21 protein-coding genes are annotated in these 20,691 nt (G+C 71.4%); 8 read left to right on the forward strand and 13 right to left on the reverse strand.

Annotation, left to right across the window (positions count from 1 at the left end):
• Positions 1 to 340: 340 nt before the first annotated feature.
• From ACQ86M_RS00005 to ACQ86M_RS00025, 5 genes are all read right to left on the reverse strand, one after another.
• The gene (locus ACQ86M_RS00005) at positions 341 to 1,108 is read right to left on the reverse strand and encodes a hypothetical protein (RefSeq protein ID WP_431246593.1); all 768 of its coding nucleotides are present in this window, start codon (positions 1,106 to 1,108) and stop codon (positions 341 to 343) included.
• Positions 1,109 to 1,197: 89 nt separating this feature from the next.
• Positions 1,198 to 3,177, reverse strand: coding sequence for an alpha/beta hydrolase (locus ACQ86M_RS00010; protein ID WP_431246594.1), 1,980 nt, complete (start codon positions 3,175 to 3,177; stop codon positions 1,198 to 1,200).
• Complete coding sequence (locus ACQ86M_RS00015) at positions 3,122 to 3,418, reverse strand: hypothetical protein (protein ID WP_431246595.1); 297 nt, start codon at positions 3,416 to 3,418, stop codon at positions 3,122 to 3,124. The genes ACQ86M_RS00010 and ACQ86M_RS00015 overlap by 56 nt, the downstream gene beginning before the upstream one ends.
• A 125-nt stretch (positions 3,419 to 3,543) precedes the next feature.
• Entirely contained in the window at positions 3,544 to 4,164 is a 621-nt protein-coding gene (locus ACQ86M_RS00020) for a response regulator (protein ID WP_431246596.1), read from the reverse strand.
• Positions 4,161 to 5,339: a sensor histidine kinase gene (locus ACQ86M_RS00025; RefSeq protein WP_431246597.1), complete on the reverse strand. Its 1,179-nt coding sequence runs from the start codon at positions 5,337 to 5,339 to the stop codon at positions 4,161 to 4,163. Before ACQ86M_RS00025 ends, ACQ86M_RS00020 begins: the two co-directional genes overlap by 4 nt.
• 151 nt (positions 5,340 to 5,490) lie before the next feature.
• Between ACQ86M_RS00025 and ACQ86M_RS00030 the strand changes: the two genes are divergently transcribed.
• From ACQ86M_RS00030 to ACQ86M_RS00040, 3 genes are read left to right on the forward strand one after another with little or no spacing between them, the layout of a single operon-like run.
• A complete protein-coding gene (locus tag ACQ86M_RS00030; protein ID WP_431246598.1) occupies positions 5,491 to 6,594 on the forward strand; it encodes an ABC transporter permease in 1,104 nt (367 codons plus the stop codon).
• Positions 6,591 to 7,334 carry an ABC transporter ATP-binding protein gene (locus ACQ86M_RS00035; protein WP_431246599.1) on the forward strand — a complete coding sequence of 248 codons (744 nt, stop codon included), beginning with the start codon at positions 6,591 to 6,593 and terminating at the stop codon, positions 7,332 to 7,334. Before ACQ86M_RS00030 ends, ACQ86M_RS00035 begins: the two co-directional genes overlap by 4 nt.
• Before the next feature lie 13 nt (positions 7,335 to 7,347).
• Complete coding sequence (locus ACQ86M_RS00040; protein WP_431246600.1) at positions 7,348 to 8,355, forward strand: tellurite resistance/C4-dicarboxylate transporter family protein; 1,008 nt, start codon at positions 7,348 to 7,350, stop codon at positions 8,353 to 8,355.
• 27 nt (positions 8,356 to 8,382) lie between these two features.
• On the opposite strand, the gene ACQ86M_RS00045 is transcribed toward ACQ86M_RS00040, so the two are convergent.
• The gene (locus ACQ86M_RS00045; RefSeq protein ID WP_431246601.1) at positions 8,383 to 9,159 is read right to left on the reverse strand and encodes an alpha/beta fold hydrolase; all 777 of its coding nucleotides are present in this window, start codon (positions 9,157 to 9,159) and stop codon (positions 8,383 to 8,385) included.
• A gap of 51 nt (positions 9,160 to 9,210) precedes the next feature.
• Here ACQ86M_RS00045 and ACQ86M_RS00050 point away from each other — a divergent pair, with 51 nt between their 5' ends.
• Together ACQ86M_RS00050 and ACQ86M_RS00055 are read left to right on the forward strand one after the other, a co-directional pair.
• Positions 9,211 to 9,624 (forward strand): MarR family winged helix-turn-helix transcriptional regulator, encoded by a 414-nt coding sequence (locus ACQ86M_RS00050; protein WP_431246602.1) that lies wholly within the window; start codon positions 9,211 to 9,213, stop codon positions 9,622 to 9,624.
• A gap of 139 nt (positions 9,625 to 9,763) precedes the next feature.
• A complete protein-coding gene (locus ACQ86M_RS00055) occupies positions 9,764 to 10,975 on the forward strand; it encodes a DUF445 domain-containing protein (RefSeq protein ID WP_431247920.1) in 1,212 nt (403 codons plus the stop codon).
• 58 nt (positions 10,976 to 11,033) lie between these two features.
• Here ACQ86M_RS00055 and ACQ86M_RS00060 read toward each other — a convergent pair whose 3' ends face one another.
• Both ACQ86M_RS00060 and ACQ86M_RS00065 read right to left on the reverse strand, forming a co-directional pair.
• Positions 11,034 to 11,489, reverse strand: coding sequence for a hypothetical protein (locus ACQ86M_RS00060; protein WP_431246603.1), 456 nt, complete (start codon positions 11,487 to 11,489; stop codon positions 11,034 to 11,036).
• A gap of 162 nt (positions 11,490 to 11,651) precedes the next feature.
• A complete protein-coding gene (locus tag ACQ86M_RS00065; RefSeq protein ID WP_431246604.1) occupies positions 11,652 to 12,419 on the reverse strand; it encodes an SDR family NAD(P)-dependent oxidoreductase in 768 nt (255 codons plus the stop codon).
• A 182-nt stretch (positions 12,420 to 12,601) separates the two neighbouring features.
• On the opposite strand from ACQ86M_RS00065, the gene ACQ86M_RS00070 reads away from it, so the two are divergent.
• On the forward strand, positions 12,602 to 13,633 hold the full coding sequence (locus tag ACQ86M_RS00070; protein WP_431246605.1) for an LCP family protein: 1,032 nt from the start codon (positions 12,602 to 12,604) through the stop codon (positions 13,631 to 13,633).
• A 16-nt stretch (positions 13,634 to 13,649) separates the two neighbouring features.
• Here the strand turns inward: ACQ86M_RS00070 and ACQ86M_RS00075 are convergent, their stop codons facing one another.
• Positions 13,650 to 14,939 (reverse strand): AAA family ATPase, encoded by a 1,290-nt coding sequence (locus tag ACQ86M_RS00075; protein ID WP_431246606.1) that lies wholly within the window; start codon positions 14,937 to 14,939, stop codon positions 13,650 to 13,652.
• Positions 14,940 to 15,138: 199 nt separating this feature from the next.
• On the opposite strand from ACQ86M_RS00075, the gene ACQ86M_RS00080 reads away from it, so the two are divergent.
• A complete protein-coding gene (locus ACQ86M_RS00080) occupies positions 15,139 to 15,387 on the forward strand; it encodes a zinc-ribbon domain-containing protein (protein ID WP_431246607.1) in 249 nt (82 codons plus the stop codon).
• On the opposite strand, the gene ACQ86M_RS00085 is transcribed toward ACQ86M_RS00080, so the two are convergent.
• The 4 genes from ACQ86M_RS00085 to ACQ86M_RS00100 are packed head-to-tail and all read right to left on the reverse strand — an operon-like array spanning position 15,384 to position 19,744.
• Positions 15,384 to 16,217, reverse strand: a complete 834-nt coding sequence (locus ACQ86M_RS00085) for a class II fructose-bisphosphate aldolase (RefSeq protein WP_431246608.1) — start codon at positions 16,215 to 16,217, stop codon at positions 15,384 to 15,386. The two genes, ACQ86M_RS00080 and ACQ86M_RS00085, sit on opposite strands and share 4 nt — an antisense overlap.
• Positions 16,214 to 17,236 (reverse strand): aldo/keto reductase, encoded by a 1,023-nt coding sequence (locus ACQ86M_RS00090; protein ID WP_431246609.1) that lies wholly within the window; start codon positions 17,234 to 17,236, stop codon positions 16,214 to 16,216. The genes ACQ86M_RS00085 and ACQ86M_RS00090 overlap by 4 nt, the downstream gene beginning before the upstream one ends.
• Before the next feature lie 43 nt (positions 17,237 to 17,279).
• Complete coding sequence (locus ACQ86M_RS00095) at positions 17,280 to 18,695, reverse strand: FGGY-family carbohydrate kinase (protein WP_431246610.1); 1,416 nt, start codon at positions 18,693 to 18,695, stop codon at positions 17,280 to 17,282.
• On the reverse strand, positions 18,692 to 19,744 hold the full coding sequence (locus ACQ86M_RS00100; protein WP_431246611.1) for a 1-phosphofructokinase family hexose kinase: 1,053 nt from the start codon (positions 19,742 to 19,744) through the stop codon (positions 18,692 to 18,694). Before ACQ86M_RS00100 ends, ACQ86M_RS00095 begins: the two co-directional genes overlap by 4 nt.
• Positions 19,745 to 19,881: 137 nt before the next feature.
• Here ACQ86M_RS00100 and ACQ86M_RS00105 point away from each other — a divergent pair, with 137 nt between their 5' ends.
• On the forward strand, positions 19,882 to 20,670 hold the full coding sequence (locus ACQ86M_RS00105; RefSeq protein WP_431246612.1) for a DeoR/GlpR family DNA-binding transcription regulator: 789 nt from the start codon (positions 19,882 to 19,884) through the stop codon (positions 20,668 to 20,670).
• Positions 20,671 to 20,691 lie beyond the last annotated feature (21 nt).

The raw sequence follows: 20,691 nt of genomic DNA on the forward strand, positions 1-20,691 counted from the left end.
TCCGGCCTTCTCCGCATGACCGGTGGCGGCGTGATGGCGGAAAGCAGGAGGTCTCGCTCATTGCACAGTTGGGGTGATGGTCTTCTGTGGGGTGCCTGGGGATTGCGGGGCGGGGCCGCTCAGGGCGGGTACGGACATGCATCCTCCTATCAACGACACGGTTGCCACGGCGATCACCGTGGCACTGCATATTCTCGCGATTCGATTCACCGCGCCGGGTGTGTGGTTCATCGGGTGGGCTTCAATCCGCCGACGGCCTCGCTGGGCTGGAGCTTGGCAGCAGTCGTGTAGATACTGGGTCCGCTGGTCCTGTTTCACGTGGAGGTTGTTTCCTTGCGGCCTACCAGACCCATCCGTCGTCGTCCTCGACCTCCGCGGAGTTACCGGTTGCGTCGTCGTGAAATTCGCGGAACAGGTCCGTCGAGTCGCTGGCTGCCGCGGGGGCAGAGTGGTTTACGGCGTCGTGGAATTCGCGGAACAGGTCCGTCGGGTCGCTGATCGCCGCGGCGGCTGTCGGGCTTCCCGTGTCGGCTCGACCCTGCCCGAGGTGCGTCGATGGGGTGGGGGAGGGCGTGGGTGTGGGTAGGTCGTCCAGCCGCTTCTGTACTCGCTCCTCGGCCCAGTCGTCGATGGAGGGGTGGGCGGAGCATTCGGTGTACACGTCGATGGAGACGAGGTCGTTGGTGGCGGTGAGCCCGTACGAGACGCCGTCGGGGCGGTCTGCGCTGAGCTCGACGCTCTGCCAGCCCGTCGGGGTCGTCCAGTCGATGGTTCTGGTGACGGTGAAGCCTTGGCTTTCCCAGTAGGCGGTGAGTTTGTCCGCGATCGGATGCGGGTCAACCTCGAACGCGTCGTGCTGGACCACGGCCTGTACCTGGGAGGCGTCGTCCGAGCCCCGGGTGTGGCACGGGGCCAGACTCACGTCTTCGGCGGCCGGGTCCCAGGGCTTCTGTTCGATGATCGCGCCGCGGTACCAGTTCTGGGTGTCGCCGGTGGCGGCGATGGCGGCGTTGGTGAGGTCGGCCCATTGGGTGAGCAGTTGGGTGATGGTCTTCTGTGGGGTGCCTGGGGATTGCGGGGCGGGGCCGCTCAGGGCGGGTACGGACATGCATCCTCCTATCAACGACACGGTTGCCACGGCGATCACCGTGGCACTGCATATTCTCGCGATTCGATTCACCGCGCCGGGTGTGTGGTTCATCGGGTGGGCTTCAATCCGCCGACGACTTTGCCGGGCTGGCCGATCGTGGTCGCGGCGGCGTTGTAGAGCGCTTCGGTCTTTTGGTCGAGGTAGCCGTGGCCTTCGGGGGCGATCCCGTTGAGGAAGTTGGGTCCGACGTCATCGCCGATGGGGCTGTGGCCCTTGGTCTGCTTCAACGTGTCGCCGTTGGGGAGGGTTGCGCCTTCGGAGGAGAACGATTGGGCGCCGCGGATGATGGCGGGTCGCACGATGCCCCCGGCGGTGAAGGCGACATCCGGGTTGGGCTCTGCCCGGCCTCCGACGGTCGAGCCGAACGGGGCCAGTTGGTCCAGCTTTGCGGAGGTCGTGTAGATCGTAGGGGCTCCGGCGGTTTTCGTCACGTGCAGGTCGGTGAGGGCGTGGACGGTGCCGGTGTCGATCCCGGCAGAGCCGAGCATCGTGTACGAGTCCACCGGATACTTCGTGTGCGTCAGCGCGTTCGCGGTCGTGGTGGTGCCGTAGGAGTGGGCGACCACCCCCACATACGGCAGCTTCCCGGCGCGGGTGGCGTGGGTGCCGTCCAACTCGGTCGCGAACCGCCAGGCGCCGTCCTGCGCCAGCGCGGGATTGTTCACCGTCACAAGGTCCGGGGTGTCGTATCCCAGCCAGCCGACCACCCCATGCGTGCGACCTCGATCGAGGTCGTTCTGCTGCATATAGAGGTTCTTCGCCGCCCGTGACCAGTTCTTCGTGGCGTTGGTGGCGTCGGAGTTCATTCCGGGGGCGGCCCAGGTGACGGTGTCGGCGGTGTCGAGGTCGCCGTACCCGACAGCGACCATCGGCACCGACGCGTCGGGGTTGAAGCAGACCAGCGATGCCGACCCGTCTGCGAGCACGTTCTTGAGAGCGCTGAGCACCTTGCGTTGTTCCGGGGTCAGGTCCGCTTTGTGCTTCTGCGCGTTGTTGTAGCTGGCAAGGTTGCAGGTGTTCCGGACGCCGTAGGGCAGCCCGGCGAGGTTGCCGAGGACCTCGGGCGCGGCGGCGGCGAACGCGGTTTGCTGCTCGGACGGGAGGTTCTTCCACCAGGTCGCGACCTTGTCCGCGGACGGCGGGTGCTCCCAGTACCGTTGCACGATCTCCGGGTCCTGGCCGATCAGCGCCTGCAGTTCGTCGGGGGTCAGCGTGGTGACGGTGTCCATCAGCGACGCGTTCGCGCTCGCCGTGGCTGAGATGGCGGAGAGTTTGGTCACCGCTTTTCCGAACGTCGCCAACTGCGGTGCGGGGACGGCGGGCATCGCGCCGTGGAGCGCGCCGTCCAGAGCGGTCGCGAAGGTCTTCTCCGCCGCGTCGTACTCGTGCTTGGCCTGCTGGGCCCGGCGCCGGGCGTCGTCCAGCCGCTCCTCGGCCTCCTCGATCGCGGACCGGGCCCGGATCAGATTGTCCTCGGTGTCCTGCTCGCGGCGGCGGGCATTGAGCATCTTCGCGTGCGAGGGCTCCTCCCCGGACGCGTACGCTCTCTGCAGCGCATCCGCGACCAGCAGCAGCGCCGCATGCTCCGCGCTGAGCGCCGCGACCTGCGCCTGCGCCCGCTCCAGGTCGGCCTGGGCATCCTCCGCATCCTGCAACGCCCGGTCAGCGGTGTTCTGCGACTCTGTCATCGACCCCAGCCACGTCGTCGCCGCCCGAGCGCCCTCCGTGTGCCGTGCCGCGGCGACCCGGGCCGCGTCAGCCAGCGTCCGCAACCGTTCCCGGAACACGTCGGCAGCGAGCCCCGACCACGCCGCAGCCTCCAACCCGGTGTTGACCAGGTCGTCTGCCGCTTTGGCCTGACCCTCCAGCCGCCCCGACCACTTCGTGAGGTGGGCGGCCAACGCGTCCACCAACCCGGGGTCGCCCGGGGTGGGATCGGTCTCGAACCCGGCCGGCGACCAGTCCGCCCACCTAGAACGCAACGAACCCACCCCCGGCGTGGTCGAACCGGTGAGCGTCTTGCGCATCCCGCCGCTGGTACGCGTCGGCCACCTGAGCGAGAGCACCGGCCAACCCCGCCATCAGCTCGTCCACCGCCGACTGACCGGCCACCCAGTACCCCTCGAACCGATGCACGGCCCCCCGCGCCACCGGCGACCCGAACCCATCCGCCTCGTCCGCCGACGGGCGACCACCGGCACAGGTGCGCTTCAACGCCTTCGCGCCCTCCCGCAACCGGTCGGCATCGACCCTCAGCGTTCCTGACACCTGCACCCCAAACATGTCAACCGAAATGTCAGGCGAAACTACCATCCCGAGAGCAGGCGCAGCGGCGAGAGTGACCGCAATTGCTCGTCGCGCCGGGATGGCGCCAGGGCAGAGCGGGCGACGTCCTAGCGCAGCAGCCCGAGCGAGCGCGCCGCGCTGACGGCGGCGGTGCGGGAGCCGACGTCGAGCTTCGTGAAGATGTGGACGAGGTGCGACTTCACGGTCGCATCGGTAATGTGCAGGCTCTGCGCGATGTCGGCGTTGGAGGCGCCGTCGGCGACGAGCGCGAGGACCTCGGCTTCGCGCGCCGAGAGTCTGGGCTGGGGGGCGCGCATGCGCGCCATGAGGCGTCCGGCGATGGCAGGTGCGAGCGCGCTCTCGCCGGCAGCGGCCGCGCGAACGGCGGCGATGAGCTCGTCCGGCGGCGCGTCCTTCAGCAGGTAGCCGCTCGCTCCGGACTCGATGGCCTGGAGGATGTCGAGGTCGGTGTCGTAGTTGGTGAGCACCAGCACGTGCGGCGGGTCGTCGAGAGCCCGGATGCTGCGGGTCGCCTCGGCGCCGCCGCTCTCGGAGCCGAACTGCAGGTCCATCAGCACGAGATCGGGGCGCAGCGCGCTCGCCTGGGCGACGGCGTCGGATGCGGTGGCCGCCTCACCGATCACCGCGATGTCCGGTTCCGTGTCGAACAGCGCCCGGATGCCGGCCCGCACCACGGGGTGATCATCCGCGATGAGCACGCGGATCACGGTGTGCTCCGAGGCAGGGTGGCTGTGATCCGCGTCCCGCGGCCCGGGGCGCTGTCGATGTCGAGGGTGCCGCCGAGCTGGTCGACTCTCTCGGACATCGCGCGCAGACCGAACGAATCCGCTCGGGCGGCCGCTGCGCGGACCGCCGAGGGGTCGAAGCCCCTGCCGTCGTCGGCGATCCGCAGGACGACGCTGTCGGGCGTCTGCTGCAGCAGCAGGCGGGCGGAGCGCGCGTCGGCATGCTGCCGTACGTTGGCGAGAGCCCCCTGCGCGATGCGTAGCAGCGCCGTCTGCGTGCCCATCGGGAGGTCCAGGGACGTGGGCGCCTCCACATCGACCACGAGGCCGCCCGGCTCGGACTGCGCCGAGGCCAGCCGGCGGAGCGCATCGCCCAAGCCGTCATCCAACGCCGGCGGGGACAACTCGCGGATGAATCTCCGCGTCTCGGCGAGACTGTCGGCGGCCGCCGACCGCGCCAGCTTCAGGTGCTCCACGCCGGCTCCCTCCGGGTCCGCCCGCTCGGCCGCGTGCAGCAGCAGCTGGATGCTGGACAGGCCCTGCGCGACCGTGTCGTGGATCTCGCGGGCCAGTCGTGCCCGCTCGGCCAGCGCTCCCTGTTCCCGTTCCGTCGCGGCGAGCCGGTCCTGCGTCGCCAGGAGCTCCTCCAGCAGCGCCTCGCGCTCCGCGGCCTCCGTCGCGAGGGCGCGGTAGGCCGACCCCAGAAGAAGGGCGACTCCGGCCCCGATCACCGGGCCCACGACGACGGCGGCCGAGAACCCCTGGTGCGCGGACAGCGCGCCGATGGCGACGACGGTCGTGAGCGTGACGGCCACCGGCCCGATCCGGCGCGGCAGCAGGTGCAGGTACAGGAAGAACAGCGGGAACGCGAGGTAGGCCGCCTCCGGCACGACGAAGACCAGCACCGCCCAGACCACTGCGAGGGCCGCCACCCAGACCGCCGCAAGCCGCGGACGGCTCGCCGGTGGCACGCGCCGGACGAACGCGGCGGAGGCGTACACCAGGGCGAACGCGACGAGGAGGATCCAGGCCACCGCGGCCTGAGCGGAGGGCAGCGCGGCGGCGCGCACGCCGGCCAGCACCACGAGGGCTGCGACCAGGATGTGGAGCCCGACGCGCAGGCCGACGAAGACGGGGGTGAGCGCGCTGTGGGACATGGCACTGCCAGCCTAGGGACGCGGCCGCCCGGCGCGCATCAATGGAAAGTCGGAGCCGAGGTTCGACCGTGCGGGCGATGATCCGCGCGGCCGGGATCGGAAGGGTGGAGTACGGAAGGCGGGAACGGTCTCGCCCCGGAAAGGACTCCTCGTGTTCGTCGCCTGGCGGGATCTCCGCCACGCCCGCGGCCGGTTCGCTCTCATCGCGACCGTCGTCGCCCTCATCACCGTGCTGGTCGGCTTCCTGTCGGGCCTCACCGGCGGCCTCGCCGCCCAGAACGTCTCCGCCCTTCTGCAGCTGCCCGGGGACCGCCTGGTGCTGCAGCATCCCTCGTCCGGTCAGGCCTCCTTCAGCCAGTCGTCGCTCAGCCCGTCCACCGTTCAGACCTGGAGGGACGCGCCCGGGGTCTCCGAAGCGCTCCCCGTCGGGATCGCGCAGACCCGCGCCACGCTGGACGGCTCGGTCGCAGACAGCGCGAGCGAGAGTGACTCCGCCGCCGTGGCCGCCTTCGGCATGGCCGGAGGGCAGGGCGATTCCGCCCTCGTCGCGCTGGCGCCGGCCGCCGACGACGAGATCGGCCTGTCGGAGGGTGCAGCGCGGGAGCTCGGCGCGGCGGTGGGGGACTCGGTCGCGATCGGCGGCCGGTCCTTCCGCGTGACCTCCGTCGGCGGTGACGCCTGGTACAGTCACACCCCGGTCGTCGTGCTCACCCCCTCCGCCTGGGCCACCGTCGACCAGCGGATGGGCGGCACCGGCGAGCCGACGGTGCTCGCCGTCTCCGGCGCTCCGGACTGGGATGCGCTGGCATCCCGGACCGGCACGAGCGCCCAGGAGCCGCTCCTCAGCCTCACCGCGCTCGAGACGTTCCGGAGCGAGATCGGCTCGCTCGGGCTCATGGTCGCCCTGCTGTTCGGCATCTCCGCCCTGGTGGTCGGCGCCTTCTTCACGGTGTGGACCATGCAGCGCTCCGGCGACATCGCGGTGCTGAAGGCGCTCGGCGCGACCACCCGATCCCTCGTCGTGGATGCGCTCGGGCCGGCTCTGGTCGTCCTGGTCGCAGGCATCGGCGCGGGGATGCTCGTCGTGCTCGGTCTCGCCGCGCTGATGGACTCGGCGCTGCCGTTCCTGGTCGCACCGCTCACCACCGCCGTCCCGGCCGTCGCGATGACGCTGCTCGGCCTTGCCGGCGCCGCCGTCGCCCTCCGCACCGTCACCTCCGCCGACCCCCTCACCGCCCTCGGGAGCAACCGATGATCACCCTCGACGACGTCACCCTCTCCTTCCCGGACGGCGCATCGCGCATCACGGCCGTCGACCACGTCACCCTCCACGGCCGTGCAGGCGTGGTGACCGGGATCACCGGGCCCTCCGGTTCGGGCAAGTCCAGCATCCTGGCGCTCGCCGCCACGCTCATCCGCCCCGATTCCGGCCGGGTGCTGATCGACGGTGTGGATGCGGCCGCCCTTCCCCGCGAAGCCGCCGCGAGCCTGCGGCGCGAGGGCATCGGCATCGTGTTCCAGCAGTCGAACCTGCTGCCGTCGCTCACCGCCCGGGAGCAGCTGGAGGTCATGGGGGAGTTGGGCGGCGGCAGTCGGCGGCCCGTCCGGTCTGCGGTCCGCGGCCGCGTCGACGAACTGCTCGACCTCGTGGGGCTGACGGATCACGCCGGCAAGCGTCCGGCCCAGCTGTCCGGCGGGCAGCGCCAGCGCGTCGCCATCGCCCGCGCGCTCGTCCGCCGCCCCAGCGTGCTCCTCGTCGACGAGCCCACCAGCGCGCTCGACCAGGAGCGCGGCGCCGCCATCATGGATCTCATCGCCCGGCTGACGCACGAACGCGGCACCGCCACCCTGCTCGTGACGCACGATCTCATCCACTCGCCCACCCTCGACGAGATCGTGACCGTGGTGGACGGCCGCGTCGCCGCCGGACGGCCGGAGCCGTATCGCACCAACGGCGTTGCGACGCAAGGGATCGAGCCGCGCCCGGCGCGGTAATACAACGAAGGGCATGAGCACTTCGGGAGCCGACAGCCGAAATCTGATCCGCCGGCAACCGCCGAACGCCTTCGCCTTCGTCATGGCGACGGGCATCGTCGGAACCGCGTTCACCACCGCCGGGATGCGCGCCGTCGGGGTCGTCCTCGCGATCGTCGCGGGGGCCGGCTTCATCGTGCTCGCGGCGCTCCTCATCGCGCGGGCGGTCGTGGGCCGGGAGCAGCTTGCCGCCGACCTGCGCACCCCGACGCGGGGGTTCGGCTTCTTCACGATCGTCGCCGCGCTCGGCGTGGTCGCGGCGCTCGCCGCCCTCCTCGGGGTCCAGTGGGTCGCCGTCGTCGCGGCGATCGTCGGCATCTTGGTCTGGCTCGCGCTCACGTATGCGATGCTGCCGCTGCTCGTGCTGAGCTCCGACGAGACGCAGCCGGTCACCCGCTCCGTCGACGGATCCTGGTTCCTCTGGGTCGTCGCGACGCAGGCGCTCTCGATCATCCTGTCGACGCTCGGCGCCGGCATCGTCGGCATCGCGCTGTGGGGCGCGGGCGTCGTCCTCTACCTGCTGATCGCCGGCCTCCTCACCGCGCGGCTGTTCGGGACGCGGGGGAGCGAGGCGGCGGTCGAGCCCACGGCCTGGGTGGTGATGGGTGCCGCCGCGATCTCGGCGCTCGCGGGGGCCCATTTCGCCTTGATGCCCGAACTGCTGGCGGTGCGGCCGTTCATCAGCGGCTTCGCCCTCGTGCTGTGGGGATTCGGGACCTGGTGCGTTCCCTTCCTGCTCATCGCGGCGGTGTGGAAGCGCCTCGTCAAGCGGACGCCGCTGCAGTACGAGACGCCGCTGTGGGCGGTCGTCTTCCCGCTCGGGATGTACACCGCCGCGACGCAGGCGCTCGCGAAGGCCGCCGGCTCCCCGCTTCTGAACACCGTCGGCCAGGTCGCCCTGTGGATCAGCGGGCTGGCCTGGGTGGTCGTGGCGGTTCTGGGCATCGTCGCCGCGGTGCGAGGCCGTGGCGTTGATCGATGAGCATGTCCGTACGACGTCCGCCGAGGGTCACACCGCGGCGAGAAAGGCGTCGATCGCTCTCCAGGTCGCATCCGGAGACTCGAGGTGCGGGAGGTGCCCCGCTTCGGGGATCTCGACGAACCGGGCGCCGGGCACGGCGCGCGCGAGCGCGCGTCCGTAGGCGGGCGTCACGATCCGGTCGCTGGCGCCCCACACCATCAGGGCGGGGATGTTCACGGTGCCCAGCCGGCCGAGCAGGGCCGGGTCGCTCATCCCGGCACCCGCCACCGTCGCGATGGCGCGGCCGTTCGACTGCTGGATGGCGCGCTGCTCGTCCGTGAGACCGGCGGGATCCACGTAGCCGCGTTCCGGATCATGCCAGGCAAGGTCGGCGAGGCCGCGAGCGTCGAGGGCGAAGAAGTCCGCGATCGGCGCACCCTCGATGACGGCTCCCACGCCGTCGATGTCGACGACGGCGGACAGCACGTCGGCGAACCGGTCGTCGGTCGCCGCCTGCACTGCCATCTCCAGGGCGATCCAGCCGCCGATCGAGGATCCGATCACGACGGAATCCCGCTCGCCCCGGTCACGCAGCAGCTGCAGGTATCCCGCAGCGAGATCGGAGACGGAGGCGATGGAGCTCGGCAGCTCGGTCCCGTCCCAGCCGGGATGGGTGGGCGCGATGGCGTGCATCGTGCCGCGGAGGTGGGCGACGATGGGGGCGACCGTCCGCGGCCCGCCTCCGCCGTGGAGGATGAGTGCGGTGCGGGCGCGGGGGTCGCCGGCCTCGAGCAGGGGGAGGTCCGCAGGAAGAGGGGTGTTCACATCGGCTCCTGTATCAACATGTTTATCTACGAGTATTGATACAGTAACACCATGACGGTGGACCTGGAAGCCCTCGGCCTCGCGATCAAGCGCGCGCAGTACCGCAATCACCGCACGATGGATGCGGCCCTCCGCCCGGTCGGCGTCAGCCTGGTGCAGTGGGACGCGCTCCGGGCCATCGACCGCATGCCGGGAGCGTCCGGGCACGACCTCGCCGCTGCCACCTTCCAGAGTGACCAGGCGTTCGGGACGCTGGCGAACCGGCTGGTGGACCGCGGGCTCATCGCCCGCTCGGCCGGCCGCGGACGCCGCCTCGAGCACGAGCTCACCGACGCGGGGCGCGCGGCGCTCGCCGAGGGCCACGAGGTGGCCGCCGGCGTTCTCGGCGAACTCTTCGCGCCACTCGACGAGGAACAGCGCGCCGCGATGTCGAAACTGCTCCGCATTCTCACGGCCGAGACCTGACCGGGTCGATTCGTCAGCGGTGTGTGGGTACGGTGGGTGACGCCGATCTACCTGCCGGGAGGTGCGAGGTGCGCATTCAGGAAGCGACCGCGTGAGCGTCCTCCCGACCGACGCCGAACGCCGCGTCGCGCTGCGGCGGATGAAGGCGCTCGCGACCAGCCTCCTCGCCGTGGCAGCCGTGGTGTTCGCTGTGGCGTTCGCGCTGCAGGATCGCTATCCCTGGCTCGGCTTCGTGCGCGCCGCCGCCGAGGGCGCGATGGTGGGTGCGCTCGCCGACTGGTTCGCCGTCACGGCGCTGTTCCGGCACCCGCTCGGGTTGCGCATCCCGCACACCGCGATCATCCCGACCCGCAAGGACGAGATCGGGGCGAGCCTGGGTGAGTTCGTGGAGACGAACTTCCTGTCGGACGAGGTGGTCGCCGGAAAGCTCGGCACGATCGACCTCGCGGGTGCGGCCGCGGACTGGCTCGCCGAGCCGCAGAACGCCCGCCGCGTCGTGGCCGAGTCGTTCCGCGGCGTGACCGGGATCGCGGCTCTTCTCGACGACGACCGGATGCGCGAAGCGGTGGAGGCCGTCGTACGGACGCACCTCGTGGCGCCGGAGTGGGGTCCGCCGCTGGGGCGGCTCGGCGCACGCGTGCTCGACTCGGGCGGTCATCGCGAGGCGGTGGAGCTGCTGCTGGACCGGCTGGACGAGTGGCTCGCCGCGAACCCCGAGGCGTTCGGGCCCGTGGTGTCGCGGCGGCTCCCGTCGTGGCTGCCGTCGTTCGTCGACCGGGCGATCGACGAGCGCCTGCACGCGGAGGCGCGCCGGTTCGTCCGGGAGATGCGCGACGACCCCGACCACCGCCTCCGCCGCTCGCTCGACGACTACCTCGCGCGGCTGGCCGACCGGTTGCAGAACGACCAGGCCACCATCGATCGGCTGGAGGCGGCGAAGGGCCGCGCGTTCGATGACCCGCGCATCCGCGAGCTCGCCGGCTCCGCGTGGGCCGCCGCGCGCAACGCAGCCGTCCAGGCGCTCTCCGAGGAGGACAGCGAGCTGCGGCGCCGGGCGGAGGCGTTCGTCGGCGACGTCGCCCGGCGGGTGCTCGCGGACCGCGAGCTGAGCGCGTCCCTCAACGCCCGGCTGACCGATGCCGCGCTCCACCTGGTGACCAGCTACCGCAGCGACATCGCGCACGTCATCACCGAGACGGTGCAGTCGTGGGACCCGGCCGAGACCACCGAGAAGATCGAGACCCAGGTGGGACGCGACCTCCAGTTCATCCGCATCAACGGCACGGTGGTGGGCGCCCTGGCGGGCCTCGCCATCTATGCGCTGGCAACCGGCGTGTCGGCGCTCTTCTGAAGCGTGGCCGTTCCTGGCCGCTTATCCGGCTTGTCGGGCCAGGAATGCGGCGGGATCGTCAGGCGGCGAGGACCGGCGCCGCGGCGAGGAGCGGCGCGACCGCGTGGTCGCCGCGTCCGACGCAGACGAAGAAGGCGAACCTTTCCGCGCTCGGAACCGTGACCACCACCGCGGCGCCGGACCAGATGTCCGCGGGGAGGTCCAGGATGCGCGCCATCTCGAGCTCCCGTCGTTCCGCGTCGCGAGCGATGCCCTGGAAGGCGAAGAACGCATCCAGGTGGGCGTCGTCCGCGGCATCGGCGAGCCAGCCGACCAGCGGCAGCGGGGTCCGCGAGCTGACCGGGACGGTGGCCAAGATCGCGTCGGCCACATCCTCGAGCGAGTCATGGGCGTGGATGGTGGACCGGCCGTCCTCGACGGGGAGCGAGGTGACGGCGACCCACTGGCCGGAGCGCACATCGCTCAGGGCGGAGAGCAGGGACGGTGAGAGGGCAGGGTTCAGCTTCGTGAGCATGGAAGTTTCGGGTACTTTCCAGTCGGGTTCGGGTAGTGCAGGCGGGTGTCGGATGGCCTGCGATTGCAATGGCCCACGCGATTTGCGGGTTCGGCGGGCGTAGGACGATCGTAGGCCCCTGTCCTCCAAAGCGCTGGCACCCGTTCGGGGGTGTTTTCGCGCTCAGGACCGCTTGGTCTCCTGCAGGGCGTTTCCGCCATCGACGACGAGCGTGACTCCGTTGACGTAGCTCGCGTCGTCGGACGCCAGGAACAGGACGGCCGACGCGACCTCGCGGGGCGTCGCAGCCCGGCCCAGCGGGGTCGCCGTCGCCGCGACGAGTTCCGCGGGGGTGGAGGCGCCGGTCTCGATCCACCCCGGCGCCACCGCGTTCGCGGTGACCCCGGCCGGACCGACCTCGAGGGCGAGCGTGCGCGTGAGGCCGACCATCCCGGCCTTGGCGGCGGCGTACGCGGAGTTGCCGGGATCCGTGACCAGGGGTCCGGTCACCGAGGCGACGTTGACGATGCGTCCGTAGCCGCACTCCAGCATCGCGGGCAGGTAGGCGCGCGTCACGAGGTACGCGGTCTTGAGTGTCACGGCGATCCCCGCATCCCATTCGCCCTCGTCGAGATCGACGAACCGGCTCTGGCGCTGCGGTTCGGCCAGCGACCCCATCCCGGCGTTGTTCACCAGGATGTCCACGGGCCCGCTCGTGCGGAACAGTCCCTCGACCTCGTCGCTCTTCGTCAGGTCGCACGTACTCGCCGTCGCCGCGTGGCCCTCGGCGGCGAGTTCGGCGGCGCGGTCCAGGACGCGGTCGCTGTGCCCGGTGAGGTGCACGCCGACGCCGGCTTCGGCGAGCCGGCGGGCGATGGCGAAGCCGATCCCCTGGGCGCTTCCGGCGCCGGTCACGAGGGCGGTGCGCGAGCGGGCGAAGGCGAGGGTCATGATGCCGACAGTAGCGGGGAGGACGAATGCAGCGGCATGCCCCTCCAACTGGGGTACAAGAATGTCCGCTTAAGCGCGGACAAAACCGGAAACGCGACGTACTCTGGCTAGTAGGTGAGGAAATCTCATCAACACGAACCCGACGATGCGTCCCCGATCAGACGCGAAGGAGGGCGAGGACTTTGGTCTCCTACGCCGTTCACCACACCCGCCGCCACGAGAGGCCACGAGGTCGCCACCGCTGGTGGTTCGTCGCGCTGACCGCCGTGGTCCTGGCCGTCGCCGCCGTGGTGACCGTCGTGATCGGGGGCGGGGCGATCTACGCGGGTTCCGTCGCGTCCAGCTTCGACTCGCACGTCACGCACATCCACGACGCCTTCCCGGCCGCCGCGGCGCGCCCGGCGGCGACCGCGACGGGCGCCACCAACATCCTGCTGCTCGGGTCCGACTCGCGCGGCGCTCCCACCGAGGTGGGTGCGACCGGCGTCTCCGACCAGCGGTCCGACACCATGATGCTCGTGCACATCGACGCCGACCGGAAGAACGTCTACGTGATGTCCATCATGCGCGACCTCTGGGTCCCCATCCCGGGCAACGGGTCCGCCAAGATCAACGCGGCGCTCGCCTGGGGCGGCACCCCGCTGGCGATCCAGACCGTCGAACAGCTGCTCGGGGCCCGCATCGACCATGTGGCGATCATCGACTTCGCCGGCCTGAAGCAGATGACGAACGCGCTCGGCGGTGTGGACGTGGACAGCCCCGTCGCCTTCACCACGGTCCGTCCGCCGCACTACTCCTTCGTCAAGGGCATGAACCACCTCAACGGCGACCAGGCCCTCGCGTTCGCCCGGGAGCGGTACGCCTTCGCGAACGCCGACTACCAGCGGGTGGCCGACCAGCAGGCGCTGATGAAGGCGTTCGGCGCCAAGCTGATGAGCTTCTCCGTGCTCACCGATCCCGGCAGGCTCACCGGCTTCGCGGCCAGCGCGGGCTCGTACGTGAAAGTCGACCAGGGCTTCAGCCTGCAGGCGATGCTCGGGTTGGCGGCGAGCATGCGGCTGTCGGGTATGTCGAGCATCCACACGTTCACCCTCCCCACCGCGGGGACGGGCCGGTCGGCGGACGGCCAGTCGATCGTCAACGTCGATGAGGCGGCGGTCGCCCGGCTCCGGACGGCGCTGGCCACCGACACGCTCGGCAGCTTCGCCGGGTAGCGCTCGGCGGGGGCCGCTACAGACCCTCGGCCACGGCCGCCGCGGCGTGCAGCCACGCGCGCTGCGTGCGGCCGGCGAGCGACTCGAACGACAGCCGGCCGCCGTGCATCTCGGGATCGAACGGGATGGTGACGGCGCGGCGGGCGAGCGGCGCGAAGCCGGCGGCCACCCGTCCGGCGTCGGAGGCCGGTCCGGTGCGCTCCGACTGCGACACGATGACGACGGCGTCGCGGGCGAGGCGGGCCGAGTTCGCGTCGCGCTGCAGCAGCGCCTCCAGGAGGAGCGCCCCGGCCTCCGCGTGCTCCCCGAGCGCGGTGGTCGCGATGACGAGCTGGTCGGTGTGGTCGATCATCCGCAGCCACCGCTCGGCCGACTCGTCGTTGCCGCTGTCGATGAAGACGAGCCGGTAGAACTTGGTGGCGACGGCGTGAAGGCGGTCGAAGTCGGCGCTCGAGATGCGCTGCTCCGTCGCCAGCATCGTCGGGTTCGATCGGAGAACGTCGTACTTGTCGGCGTTCTGGTGGTGCATGAAGTGGCCGATGTCGGCCGTGCGGGCCCCGGCGGAAAGCAGGGCGTCGGTCGCCGGAAGCAGCGACTGCACGGTGGCGTCGTGGTCGTCCTTCTCGGTGCGCCAGCCGAGGGTGCCGCGGGTCTCGTTGTTGTCCCAGGCGAGCACGCCCGAGCCGCCGTTGCGTGCGAAGACCGCCGCAAGCAGCGCCGTGGTCGGCGTCTTGTTCGCGCCGCCCTTCCCGTTCACGATCGCGATCGTGCGCGGACCCGCCCAGTGGCGGCTCACCGCATCCCGCTCGGCCCGCTCCCGCAGCTCCGCCGCCGACGGCGCGAGCGGGACTCCGGCGCGAGCGAGCGCGCCGCGCACACCCTGCCGGGCGCGGTCGGGGCGCGTCCGCTCCGCACGGAGGAACGACTCGCGGGCCGGTGCCTCCCGCGTGGGTGTCTCCCGCGCGTGCGTATCCAGGGAAGGTGCCTCGCGTGTGGTCGCCGACGCCGAGGACACGGGGCGGAGCTCTTCCTGCTGAGCGGCGGCGGAGAGCGACTCCTCGTCGCCGATGCTGCCGTCGGGCTGCACGGCCAGCAGCCAGTCGCCCTCCTCGTCGGAGACGGTCAGCCGAACCGGGCGGCCCGCCGATGCGGCGATCTCGCCCACGCGGCCGAGCACGGCCTCCCGCAGGCGTTGCGTGCTCTCCTCGGCGAAGTCCTCGCGGACGCCGTCGATGAGGAGCTCGCCGGTCGCATCCGGCGACAACCGCGCGCTGAGCTGCGGCGACGAGGACAGGTTGAGAGTCAAGGTGTTCCTTCCGCGGTCGGTGCCATGGAGCACACAGACCGACGTCGAACGGTAGACCGGTCCGGGCGCACGGTCCAGTCGCGTTCAGGAGCTTGCCAGGCCGGAGCGCCCAGCGTGCGCATCCACGAGCCGGGTCAAGGCCTTATGCCGCTTCGGATGGCCGCCGCTAGATGGGTGCCTGTTCGACGGAAGGACCTTCATGCTCTTGATCTTCGGAACCGGGATCCGGGAGACGCTCCTCACCGTGGTGAGCTTCGTCTGCGGGTACTGCGGAGTCCAGGCGCAGCAGAACGTGATCAAGCGATCCCACCGCTTCACGCTCTTCTTCATCCCGCTGTTCTCGTTCTCGACGCGCTACGTCAACCAGTGCACGAACTGCGGAGCGGAGACGGCCCTCAGCCCGCAGCAGGCCCGGAACTCGCTGACCTGGAGCGCGGCGCGGCGCTAGCGGGTGGGACCGCCGATGACCTGCAGCAGGTGTGCGGCATCCGCCGCCACGGCATCCCTCGCCGGCTTCAGATAGCGCCGGGGGTCGACCGCCTCCGGCTGCGACGCGAGGGCCTGGCGCAGAGCCTCGCTGAAGACGGCATTGAACCGCGTGCCCACGTTCACCTTGCGAATGCCCGCCCGGCACGCCTCCCGCACCCGCGCATCCGGAACACCGGACGAACCGTGCAGCACGAGCGGCACCGGCACGCTGTCCCGGAGTGCGGCCACCAGGCCGAGGTCGATCACCGCCGACTGGTCGGTCATCGCGTGCGAGCTGCCGACGGCGACGGCGAGGCCGTCCACACCCGTCCGCGCCACGAACCGGGCGGCCTCGGCGGGGTCTGTGCGCGCGGTCGCGGAGTGCACGCCGTCCTTCCCGCCGACCTCCCCGAGCTCCGCCTCGACCCAGATCCCGGAGGCGTGCAACTCCTCCGCCAGGGCGGCGGTCTGCTCCGCGTTGGCCCGGTCGTCGAGCCCGGAGCCGTCGAACATGATCGACGTGAACCCCATAGTGGCCGCCTCGCGGATGAGCTCCGTGTCGTCCGCATGGTCCAGCTGAACGGCCACGGGCACCGTGGCTTTGCTCGCGGCGGCCAGGAGAGCCGCACCCATCGGTGCGAGCGAGCCGTGGTAGCGCACGGCGTTCTGCGACAGCTGCAGGATGAGCCCGCTGGATCCCGCCTCCGCCGCCGAGATGAACGCCTCGAAGTGTTCGGGAAGTATGACGTTGAAGGCCGCGACGCCGGCGCGGGAGGCGGCGAGCAGATGGGCCGGCGAGACGAGGCTCACGCGCGAGCCTCCGCCCGCACGGGACCGCGCCCTGCCCCGGAATGCTCCACGGCGTCCGCGATGCGGTCCAGGTCGGCGGCGGTCAACTCCAGCGAGGCGGCGGCGATCCAATCGCCGATCTGCTCGGGTGCCCGTGCACCCACGATCGCCCCGGTAACGCCGTCGAAGGCGAGGGTCCAGGCGACCGCGACCGCGCTGGTCGAGACGCCTTGCTCACGGCCGACGGCGGCCAGAGCGTCGACCACCTGCAGGTTGCGACGGAGCCCCTCCCCGGTGTGGTCGGGGCTGTCCCGGCGCCAGTCGGTGTCGGACAGCCCGGCCGCGCGCTCCGGCGTGAACGCGCCGGTCAGCAGCCCCGACTCCATCGGCGCGTAGGCCAGAACGCCGGTGCCGTTGGCGAGGGACGCCGGGATAACGCCGCCGGCAGCCTCGCGGTTCAGTAGGGAGAACGGAGGCCGCATGGAGTCGACGTGCGCGATGCGCTCGGCAGCCTCCAGCTCCTCGGCGGTGTGGTTCGAGAGGCCGATCGCCCGCACCTTGCCCGCGTCGCGGAGTTCGGCGAACACCGGCCAGTAGTCCTCGATCGTGAAGGCATCGAGCGGCGGCCAGTGCATCTGGTAGAGGTCGATGCGCTCGACGCCGAGCCGGCGGAGCGAGTCGTCGACTTCCACCCGGATGCGGGACGGGCTTCCCGTACGGGTGGGGGCGCCGCGGGGATCGTCGTCGTCCCACCCCAGGCCCGCCTTGGTGAACACGAGCGGACGGTCGGCCTCCGGGAAGTCGCGCAGCACCGAGCCGACGAGCTCCTCGGCGAGGCCCCGGCCGTACACGGGCGCCGTGTCGATCCAGTTCACCCCGGCCTCGACGGCCGCCCGGGCGCTCGCCAGCGAGTTCGACTCGCTCTGCTCACCACGGCCGGACACCCACTGCGCCCCGCCCATGGCGAGCGAGCCGAATCCGATGCGCGTGAGGTGCATGTCCGTGGTGCCGAGCCGGCGGGCGGGCAGGGTGGTAGGCATGGCTGTTCCCTTCTGAATGGTGGATGTGGGTGAGGCGGTGAAGTCAGCGGATGACGGAACCGGCGAGGGTGAGGAACCGCTCGTAGACCGCGCGATACGCGACGAGCCCGTCGTCGGTGGTGAGGAGGGAGGTCGAGGGTTGCGTGGACGCACCGTCGCCGGTGACGGCACGCTGCGCGAGCTGTGCGGCCCCGAGCGCGGGCGCCTCGGTCTCGGCGCTGACCCACATCGGGGCGGGGGAGAGGTGCGCCCGGATCTCCTGCCACACCGGGCTCGCGCACGGCAGGCCGGCGGCCATCACCGAGGTCACAGCCCGGCCGGAGATCGACATCAGTTCGGCGTCGATCTCGCGGGCCGCGCAGCCGAGCCCCTCGAACAACGCGCGGAGCACGGTGGAGCCGTCCGCGTCGGTGCCGAGGCCCAGCAGCCAGCTGCGGGTGTCCGTGTCGACGCCGGGGACCAGGACGGCGCCCTGGGAACCGACGGGATGAGCGGCCAGCGCGGCGCTCTCCTCCTCCGGCGTCTGACCGGTCAGCCCGAGCAGCCCGCGCCAGTGGCGGTACAGGTGCCCGGACGGCAGTTGCCGGTGCAGGTAGAAGCGCTCGCCGTCCACGAAGCGTCCGACGCCCACCTCCGCGGGCAGCGGGCCGTCCGGGAGCTCGTCCACGATCAGGCAGTGCGCCTCCGACGTGCCGGCGGAGACGTACAACTCGCCGTCTCCGCGCACGCCGATGCCGTACGCGCCGCAGAAATGGTCGTGGCCGGCGATGACGACGGAGGTCGTCACCGGTAAGCCCATCCTGCCGGCGAGCGCCGGGTCCAGCGGGCCGACCGTGCTTCCCGTCGGCACGAGCGGAGGCAGCGCGGATGCGGGCCACCCGGTGCGCTCAAAGTCCTCGACCGACCAGCGGGCCTCGCGCAGCCCGAAGAACCCGGTGCGGGACGCGTGGGAGTGGTCCACGGCGTACGCGCCTGCGCCCGCGAGCCGATCCACGACGTAGCCGCTCAGAGTCGTGATGACCGCGACGTCGCTCGGCGTCGCACCGGGGAAGGCCCCCGACGCGCTCCCCAGCTCGTCGAACGCCCAGCGCAGTTTCGCCCAGGAGAAGGAGGGATCGAGGCCGGCCTCCGCGGCCGCGGCCCGCCCGGCGCTCTGGTTGTACCAGGTGGGCATCGGCCCCAGCGGGCTGCCGTCCCGCCGGAGCAGCACGACCTCCTCGCTGAGGGAGGTCACGCCGACTCCCGCGACCCGCTCCCGTTGCTCCGGTGTCAGGGCGGCGACCGTGTCGCCGAGGGCGTCGACGACGGTCCGGAGCACGGCGTCCGCGTCGCGCAGGTCGCCGATGGGGGACTCGAGGACCGGGGTCGGCCGCCCGGTGACACCGGCGGGTCCGGACGTGGTGTCGTAGGCGAGCACCTTGGTCCGCGTGGTGCCGATGTCCACCCCGAGGAAGATCATGGACGTGCGCCCAGCCGCGCGGACCCGCCGACGCGCGCGGCGACCGGCTCCACGCGCGCATGCGTGCGCGACAGCAGCTCTGCGAGGTCGGGGTCCGGTCCGATGTCCGGGATGAGCACAGCGGCGTTCGCGCTCGCCGCAGCCGCGCCCACGCAGAGGGCCGTGGCGAGCTCTGCGCCGTCGGCGACCGACGCCGCGAACCCCGCGAGGAACGTGTCGCCGGAGCCTGTGGCGTTCTTCGTCGCGACGACCGGCGCATCCACGTCGAAGACATGGGTCTGCGTCACGGCGATCAGGCCGCCCGCTCCGAGGGTCACGATGACGAGGTCCACTCCCGTGTCGGCCACCGACCGCATCGCGGCGACCAACGCGGACCGGTCCCCTTCTGCCGTCACATCGAGCGGCGCCTCCGGCGCGACGGCCTGGAACTCGCTGATGTTGCATTTGATCGCCCACGGTGTCGCACCGGCGGCGCTGACGAGCGCCGCGCCGTCGGCGTCGACCACGGCGCGTGCGCCGCGGTTGCGGGCGAGCGCGATGAGCGACGCGTAGAAGTCGTCGTCGGCGCCGCGTGGGAGGCTGCCGGTGAGGATGAGCAGGTCGCCGTCGCGCAGATCGTCGGCGACGGCGGAGGTGAGCGCGGCCACCTCGGCGGGGGAGACCACCGGCCCGGGCTCGTTGATGACAGTGGAGAGCCGGGTGCGCTCGTCGACGAGGATCGTGTTGATGCGCGTGTCGTCGCTGATCTCCGTGTGCCGGTCGCGGATGCCGAGCTTGCCGCATTCGTCGCGGAGATAGCGTCCCGTAGCCCCGCCCAGGAATCCGTACGCGCTCACCGGGTGCCCGAGACGGCGCAGCGCTCGAGCGACGATGAAGCTCTTGCCGCCGGCGCGCGGGCTGGTCGCCAGGGCGCGGTTCACCTCGTGCGGGCGGAACTCCAGCAGCTCTTCGGTGCGATCCATGGCGGGGTTGGGTCCCACGACCAGGATGGCGGGCGAGCCGAGGACTCCGGCCGCGGTCTCCGGGTGCACATCAGCGGATCCCGTCATCCTCGCCACTCCCTTCCGTCGATTCCAAAACCAAAGCAAACAAAGCAAAGCACAGGAAGAACGGACCCGTCAAGAATGAACCAAAACCGTAAGATGTTAGGCGCGCCGGGACTCCGGCGGTGGACAGGGGAGGCGACATGGCGGCGATCGACGACGAGGAGCGGCTGTCAGGACCGGAGCGGCAGCGGCTGCTTCTCGAGACCGCGAGGCAGCAGGGACGCGTCCGCGTGAACGCTGCCGCGAAGTCGCTCGCGGTCACGCCCGAGACCGTACGGAAGGACCTCGCTGCGCTGCAGGCCGACGGTCTCATCCTGCGGGTGCACGGCGGCGGCATCCCCGTCGAGACCCCGGTGTTCGAGCCCGGCATCACGGCGCGGACGGAGTGGGCGGCCGAGAAGGAGCGCATCGCACGCGCCGCCCTCGACGAGATCCCGGCCGGCGGTGTGATCTTCATCGAGACGGGCTCCACCACCGCCCACCTGGCGGACCTCATTCCGGCAGACTTCCCCGTCACGGTCGTCACCAACTCGCTGCCGATCGCGCAGTCCCTGGCGACGCGATCGACGGCCGCGACCGTCGTCATCCTCGGCGGCCGCGTGCGTTCGGTCACGTTGGGGAGCGTCGATTCGCTGGCCATCCGCAACCTGGAGGACCTCTTCGTCGACGTGGCCTTCCTGGGGACCAATGGTCTGAGCCTCGAGCGCGGGCTGACCACGCCCGACATCGCCGAGGCGGAGACCAAGCGCGCTGCGCTGCGCTGCTCCAACCGGCGCGTCCTGCTGGTCGACCACAGCAAGGTGGGCCGGGTGTCCTTCTGTCGCTACGGCGAGTTGTCGGACATCAATCTGCTGATCACGGACACGGGCCTCAGTGCCCAGCAGACCGCGGAGCTCGAGGCCGTCGTGGGACGCGTCGTCCGCGCCTGAGTCACTCCGCCTCCACCCCCG

Origin of the sequence: Leifsonia xyli subsp. cynodontis, from assembly GCF_050632205.1 — a bacterium.
Lineage (GTDB): Bacteria > Actinomycetota > Actinomycetes > Actinomycetales > Microbacteriaceae > Leifsonia > Leifsonia xyli_D.